The following is a 7,080-nucleotide window of genomic DNA, read 5'->3' on the forward strand; positions in this document are numbered from 1 at the left end:
GCGCTGGGGACGGTGACGTGCGCGGTGCCGATCGGGTCGGAGTCGGTCGGGTCGGCATCGGTGGGGTCGGTGTCGGTCAGGTCAGTGCCGACCGGGTCGGAGCCGGCGCTGGAACTGTTGCCGGAGTCGCTGTCAGAGTCGGACTCCGAACGGCTCTCGCGGGCTGTCTCGCCGGCCCTGGCCCGCGCTCCGCCGCCGAACAGGACCTCGCCGAGGATGTCGGAGGCGCGGCGTAACCGTCCGGCTTCCCCTGATCGGGTTTCGCCGGTTTCCGGCTGACTGCCTTCGGACTCACCGGCTCCCGGCTCGGCGCCGTCACCTCCGGCCGACCCAGCACCGTCCGCCGCCCGGCCCGCCGCCTTCAACCCGCACTCCCCACGCTCGCTCGCGCCCTCGCGCCCTGAAGCAAATCATGAACCGCGCTCCCCCCGGACGGCGATCGCATCAGAGTATGGACTACCGGCCGACTGTGCAGCCCGCCACGCGCAGTTTGATGAAGTTGTGACCCGCGGATTGGGATACTTGCCGCCATGTCCGCCGCTCACCCCCGCCACGCCTTCCTCGACCACCCCGGGCCCATCCCGTTCGCGCACCGGGGCGGCGCGGACGGTCCGGCCGGCGAGAACACGATGTCCGCCTTCAAGATCGCTGTCGAGGCCGGCTTCCGGTATCTGGAGACCGACGTCCACGCCACGGCCGACGGCGTCCTGCTGGCCTTCCACGACCGGCGGCTGCAGCGCGTCACCGACACCCGCGGCCGGATCAGCACGCTCACCGCCGCCGAGGTCGCCACCGCGCGCGTCGGCGACGAGCCGATCCCGACGATGGCGGACCTGCTGGAGGCGTTCCCCGAGGCGCGGTTCAACATCGACGTCAAGGAGCCCAACGCGATCGTCCCGCTGACCGCGCTGCTCCGGCACGCCGACGCGGTGGAGCGGGTCTGCATCAGCTCCTTCTCCGACACCCGGCTCACCGCGATGCGCGAGGCGTTCGGGCCCGAACTGTGCACCAGCGCCGGCCCGCGCGAGGCGTTCCGGATCTGGCGCGCCTCCCGCAAGCTCAAGGTCGGCGAGACGCCGGACCCGGCAGCGCTCCCGCAGGTGGCAGCCGCGTGCCTGCAAGTACCGCCGGCGCTGGGCCGGATCGTGGTGGTCGACGAGCGGCTGCTGGCGGCGGCGCACGCGGCCGGGCTGCCGGTCCACGTCTGGACCGTGAACGAGGCCGCTGACATGGAACGGTTGCTCGACCTGGGCGCGGACGGCATCATGACCGACCGGCTGGACACGCTGAAAACCGTGCTGACGAAACGAGGGACCTGGTCCTGATGCCGATCGACGACACCGCCGACGCGTTCACCGCCGACGGCGCCGCCGCCGCGGGTGGCGCCCAGGCGCTCGCCGCCGTGCCGGCTGCGGCCGGCAACGCCCCGATGCCGGCCGACCCAGCCGCAGACCTCCCCGACCCGGCCCAGCTCTCCCGCCGCAAAGGCTGGTACGGCTACGCCTGGGGCGCCCACGCCTTCCCCACCACCGTCACCGCGGTCTTCCTCGGCCCCTACCTCACCGACATCGCGCGCAACGCCGCCGGCGGGGAAAACCACTACCTGCACCTGGCCGGCCTGAGCGTGCGCGCCGAGTCGTTCTACCCCTTCGCCGTCACCGCCGCCGCGCTCCTGCAGGCCGCGGTCCTGCCGCTGGTCGGCGCCGCCGCCGACCGCTCCGGGCGCACTCGCGGCCTGCTGGCCGCCGCGATGGGCCTCGGCGTGGTCGCCACGCTGCTCTTCTACACCGTGACCGGCGGCGCGTACCTGTGGGGCGGCGCGCTGTTCCTCGCGGCCTCGCTCGGCTACTCCACCGCCAACGTGCTGGCCAACGGCTACCTGCCGACGCTGGCCGCCCCCGACGAGCGCGACGCGATCAGTTCCAAGGGCTGGGCCGTCGGCTATCTCGGCGGCGCCGTGCTGCTCACCGTCAACCTGGTCATCTACACCGCGCACAGCCCCCTGGGCCTGAGCCAGTCGCACGCCGCGCGCGTCGCACTGGCCTCGGCGGGCCTGTGGTGGCTGGTGTTCGGCACCGCCGGCGTCCGGCGCCTGACGGCCGGCACCTCCCGGCTGCCGCAGGCGCAGCGGCCGGAGTCGGGGACCGGCTACCGGCAGCTCGGGCGCACGCTGGCCGCGCTGTCCCGCAACCGCAACGCGCTGCTGTTCCTGCTGGCGTACATGGCCTACAACGAGGGCGTGCAGACGGTCATCTCCTTCGCCTCCACCTACGGCACCAAGGAGCTGGACCTCGGCCAGTCGGTGCTGGCCAGCGCGATCCTGGTGGTGCAGTTCGTGGCCTTCGGCGGGGCGCTGTGGATGGGGCGGCTGGCCGCGCGGCACGGCACCCGGCGCACCATCAGCGGCTCTCTGGTGGTCTGGATCGTGCTGCTGGCCTCGGCGTTCGCGATGACCAAGCACGCCGCGTGGCAGTTCTACGTCCTGGGCTGCGCGATCGGGCTGGTGCTGGGCGGCACGCAGGCGTTGTCGCGCTCGCTGTTCGCGCAGATCATCCCGGCCGGGCAGGAGAGCGAGTACTTCGGGCTCTACGAGGTCAGCCAGAACGGCGTGGCCTGGATCGGGTCGCTGACCGTGGCGCTGGCGATCCAGTTCACCGGCTCCTACCGGCTGGCGATCATCTCGCTGGTGGCGTTCTTCGTCCTGGGGCTGGTGCTGCTGGCGCGGACCGATCTGCGCACGGCGATCCGCACCGCCGGCAACCCGGTGCCCGAGCGGCTGTAGCGGCTGTGGCGGCGGGGGGCTGCCAAGACCCGCTCGGGGCTTTCCCCAGGTCGTCATCACCCTGTGTGATAAACCCCACGTCGCACTACTCCTATGAGCTGACTCAAGACGTTTGCCCGATTTTGCCCGGTGGAACCGTTCCGTGGGAGGCTCGGGGAGCACACCCGCCCGCGCCGACCGGCCACGGCCCCGGAACAAAACGTGCGCCGCGACGCGTTGTGAGCGGGTGAGACGATCTGGAGGGAACACCAATGAGCGAGCGGGCACTGCGCGGGACGCGCCTCGGCGCGACCAGCTATGAAAGCGACGCGGGGATCGACTTCGCCCCCCGCCAGGACATCGAGTACGTGTGCCCGAACGAGCACCACTTCGTGATGCCGTTCTCGGTGGAGGCCGACGTGCCGCCGACGTGGGAGTGCAAGGTCTGCGGGGCCGTGGCCCTGATCGTGGACGGCACCCCGCCGGAGGAGAAGGCCGGCAAGCCGGCCCGGACCCACTGGGACATGCTTCTGGAGCGGCGCACGGTGGCCGACCTGGAGGAAGTGCTGGCCGAGCGGCTGGCCGTGCTGCGTGACGGCGGCATCGCCAACCACGAGGTCATGCGCCCCGCCCCGGCGCGCACCATCGGCGGCCGGGCCAAGAAGTCTGCGGCCGCCGCCAAGGCGTCCTCGGTCAAAAGTCCGGCCGCCCCGGCCGGCAAGCCGAAGACCACCGCCGCGCGCTCCGGCGCGCGCAAGGCCGCCGCGCACACGTCCGACTGATCCGGCTGAGCGGGAGGCTCTGTGCGAGGGCGCGAGAGCGTCATCCGCGCACAGAACCCATCGTTACGACTACAGTAGGAACAGCGCAGTCACCCCTTGGGTGTGACGCGCCCACGATCCCCGAGCCGCACTGCATCCCCCCGACAGTGCGGCTCGGGCCTTTTTGTGCCCAGGTCGAATCCGGGCACCGGTCCGGGCCTGTGGCGAGTATAGTCCGAGCCTGACAAACTCACAGCTGAACCGGGGACCAACCGCAGTTGAATTCGCAGTTGAATTCGCGGCTGGATGCGGCGCTGGATGCCGGATTCACCGCTCAGCGACGCCCCAGCAGCCGGCGCAGGCGGTACTGCATCCCCCACACCGTGGTGCGCCACAGCGCCTCGGCGACGATGTTCGTGCTCATCTTCGACGCGCCGAGTTCGCGTTCGACGAAGGTGATCGGGACCTCGACGACCTTCATCCCGGCCCGCACCGTGCGCCAGGCCAGGTCGACCTGGAAGGTGTAGCCGGCGCTGGCGACCGTGGAAAGCTCTATGCGCTCCAGCGTCTCGCGGCGGAACAGCCGGTAGCCGCCGGTGGCGTCGGCCAGCTTCATGCCGGTGACCAGCCGGACCCAGGTGTTGCCGCCCTTGGACAGGATCTCGCGGTGCTTCGGCCAGCCCACGGTCTTGCCGCCGGGGACGTAGCGCGAGCCCAGGACCAGGTCGGCCTTCTGGTCGACCAGGGCCTTGAGCATCGAGGGGAAGTCCTCGGGGCGGTGCGAACCGTCGGCGTCCATCTCGCAGATGACGTCGTACTCGTGCTCGATCCCCCACGCGAACCCGGCGAGGTACGCCTTGCCCAGGCCCTCCTTGCCGGCCCGGTGCAGGACCTTGACCCGCTCGTCGGCCTCGCCGAGTTCGTCGGCGAGCTTGCCGGTGCCGTCCGGGGAGTTGTCATCGGCCACCAGCACGTGCACCTCTGGGTTCGCGGCGTGCACGCGGGCGACGATCTTGGCCAGATTCTCCGCCTCGTTGTACGTCGGGATGATCACCAGGACGCGCAGGTTCGTCAACGTGCTCGGCCTTTCACAGCGGTCTGTACAGGTTGAAGGTCGGCGTCGTTGGCGGATCCGCTCGGGACCCCCTCGCCGTCCGGGGTACCGGGCAGGGTATCGGCTGGAGTTCTCAAAGCCGGAATCAGGGCACGAGTACGCCGAAGTGTCGTCGCGGCGCCGCTGAGCCCGATCGCGGCGAGCAGCCCGAGCAGCGCGAAGACGTACTCCGGCCAGGCGCCGAGGCGGTCGGCCAGGGTGATCGAGGTGTTGCGCCGGACCTGCATGTCCAGGTAGCGGGCCTGGTACTCGCCGGTCTGGGCGAGGATCTTGCCCTGCGGGTCGATGACCGCCGAGACGCCGGAGGTGGCGGCCTCCATGGTCCAGCGGCCGTGCTCGACGGCGCGGAAGCGGGCGATCGCCAGCTGCTGGTAGGTCTGGCCGGTGCCCATGTAGGAGGCGTTGTTGCTGGGGACCAGCAGGACCTGTCCGCCGCCGTTGACGGCGTTGCGGACCACGTCGTCGTAGGCGACCTCGAAGCAGATGACGGCGGCCACGGTGACCCCGCCGAGGGTCAGCACGCCCTTGCCGTGACCGGGCACGAAATCGCGCGGGATCATGTTGAACCGCGTGATCATCTTGGTCAGGACGCCGCGGAAGGGCAGGTACTCGCCGAAGGGCACCAGATGCGTCTTGTCGTAGGTGGCGCCCATGCCGCCGCCGGGGCCCGGGGTCCAGACGATCAGCCGGTTCAGCACGTTGGTGCCCGCCGAGTTGGCGTTGATCACCGCGCCGACCAGCACCGGGACCCCGACGTCGTCGACCGCCTGCTGGATCTCGGCGGCCACCCCGGGATCGGAGTAGGGGTCCATGTCCGAGCCGTTCTCCGGCCAGACCACCACGTCCGGCTTCACGGCCTTGCCCGAGCGGATGTCGGCGGCCAGGACCTCGGTCTCCTTGACGTGGTTGTCCAGGACCGCGGCCTCCTGCTCGGCGCGGCCGAAGCCGACGCGCGGCACGTTGCCCTGGATCAGCGCGATGCGCACCGGCGTCCCGGTGTCCGGGGACTGCAACGGCACCGCGAAGCCCGCCGCGGGGATCGCCAGGGCGCCGACGACCATCAGCGCGGCCCATCTGATCGCCGCGGCCTGCCGGTCGCGGCGCAGGATCACCACCGCGCGCCACAGCAGCGTGCCGGACAGCGCCACCAGGAAGGTCACCAGCGGCGCCCCGCCGACCGCCGCGAGCGGGGTGAACGGCGAGTCGGGCTGGGAGAACGCCAGCCGGCCCCAGGAGAAGCCGCCGAACGGCCAGCGCGAGCGGCCGAACTCCTCGGCGACCCACAGGCAGGCCTGCCACAGCGGCGCGAAGCGCATCACCGACACCCGTGCCATGCCCCAGCCGAACGGGATGAAGTAGAGCGACTCGATGACGCCGACGGCTTCCTGCGCGCCGGGCCCGAAGACCCGCAGCCACTGGAACATCACCCAGCAGAAGCCCGTGCCGAACCAGAATCCGATGAGCATCCCGCGACGGCCCGTGCGGCCACCCGTCTCCCGGCCATCAACACAGACCATCGCCGAGAACGCGGCCACCGCCAGCGGCGCCACCGGCCACCAGCCGACCGGTGCGAAGGCCAGGTTCAGCGCGGCCCCGGCCAGCAGCGCCAGCGCCGCCAGGCGCACCGCCTCGGCGCTCGGCCGGCCCGGCCGCCGCAACCACCGCCGCCGGCGGGTACCGGCCGCACCGGCCTCATCCACGTTCGCCACCCGGGACCCACCCTAGAAAAGATCTGCGGACACACCTTGTGCGCACCCTATACGAGGGGTGTGTGAGTCCAGGGTCTCAAGGTTGGGGGGTTCGGGAAACAGTCGTAACCTGCTTGAAAGCTGGAGTACACCTTCGGCGGTGAGCATCAAGTGACGTCGACAGCAGGCGCTCGTCGGCACTGGGCGCTCATCAACACCAGGCGCTCGCGGTGCCCGGGCACGCGAAAACCCGGCGGCACCCTTCGGACCGGCTGCGGACCCGTTGGTTGCGAGTCCCGCACGCCGTTGTCTACTGGATCCGCCGGGTTCCCGGTGAAGACCCACCATCTTTCGCCGCATCCGCCGCCGTGCCCCCGTCGAGTCGCCCCGGCGCCGGATCGCACCGCGGCGAGACAGGACCACCGTGCGACGCGTGCGGCCGGTGGACGTGGTCACCGACGCTACCCGGACTCCAGGGACTCCTGTCAACCAGTGATCCGACCAGTCGTGGCCTGCGCGAACGCGACAAAGCCGCAGGTCAGGCGGGGGCGGCGAAAGCGGGCGGGGCCGGTGACGATCACTCGGAAGGGCGCGGGGGATATTTGTGACCGAACTGTGCTGAAGCGGCGGGGGTGAGGCTGAGGTGTCGAGTCACTGCGCGGCTCAACACCTCAACGGGGCGGCGGCAGGGCAGCGGGAGTAGGCGGGCGGTGAGAGTCGGCAGCGCGGCTCGGTAGCTCGGTGGCTGGGCGGGTC

At 71.2% G+C, this 7,080-nt stretch carries 4 protein-coding genes and 2 pseudogenes; 3 read left to right on the forward strand and 3 right to left on the reverse strand.

What is annotated here, in order from left to right; genetic code table 11:
• Window positions 1-365 (reverse strand): annotated as a pseudogene (locus GWK61_RS51280) (hypothetical protein); the annotation flags it as partial.
• Window positions 366-530: 165 nt separating this feature from the next.
• On the opposite strand from GWK61_RS51280, the gene GWK61_RS51285 reads away from it, so the two are divergent.
• The 3 genes and pseudogenes from GWK61_RS51285 to GWK61_RS57940 all read left to right on the forward strand — a co-directional run.
• Window positions 531-1,325: a glycerophosphodiester phosphodiesterase family protein gene (locus GWK61_RS51285; RefSeq protein ID WP_194921356.1), complete on the forward strand. Its 795-nt coding sequence runs from the start codon at window positions 531-533 to the stop codon at window positions 1,323-1,325.
• Window positions 1,326-1,429: 104 nt separating this feature from the next.
• Window positions 1,430-2,782: an MFS transporter gene (locus GWK61_RS51290; protein ID WP_194921363.1), complete on the forward strand. Its 1,353-nt coding sequence runs from the start codon at window positions 1,430-1,432 to the stop codon at window positions 2,780-2,782.
• A gap of 251 nt (window positions 2,783-3,033) precedes the next feature.
• Window positions 3,034-3,366, forward strand: a pseudogene (locus GWK61_RS57940) (RNA polymerase-binding protein RbpA); the annotation flags it as partial.
• 490 nt (window positions 3,367-3,856) lie between these two features.
• Here the strand turns inward: GWK61_RS57940 and GWK61_RS51300 are convergent.
• Together GWK61_RS51300 and lnt are read right to left on the reverse strand one after the other, a co-directional pair.
• Window positions 3,857-4,597 carry a polyprenol monophosphomannose synthase gene (locus GWK61_RS51300; protein ID WP_194921360.1) on the reverse strand — a complete coding sequence of 247 codons (741 nt, stop codon included), beginning with the start codon at window positions 4,595-4,597 and terminating at the stop codon, window positions 3,857-3,859.
• Window positions 4,594-6,345, reverse strand: a complete 1,752-nt coding sequence (gene lnt, locus GWK61_RS51305; protein WP_194921362.1) for an apolipoprotein N-acyltransferase — start codon at window positions 6,343-6,345, stop codon at window positions 4,594-4,596. The genes GWK61_RS51300 and lnt overlap by 4 nt, the downstream gene beginning before the upstream one ends.
• Between the last annotated feature and the right edge of the window lie 735 nt (window positions 6,346-7,080).

The organism is Catenulispora rubra (genome assembly GCF_015356825.1).
In the GTDB taxonomy this organism is placed as follows: domain Bacteria; phylum Actinomycetota; class Actinomycetes; order Streptomycetales; family Catenulisporaceae; genus Catenulispora; species Catenulispora rubra.

Excerpts from the sequence above, each read along its gene's own strand:
- GWK61_RS51285 (WP_194921356.1), top strand. The coding sequence starts at position 531 with ATGTCCGCCGCTCACCCCCGCCACGCCTTCCTCGACCACCCCGGGCCC.
- GWK61_RS51290 (WP_194921363.1), top strand. The coding sequence starts at position 1,430 with ATGCCGGCCGACCCAGCCGCAGACCTCCCCGACCCGGCCCAGCTCTCC.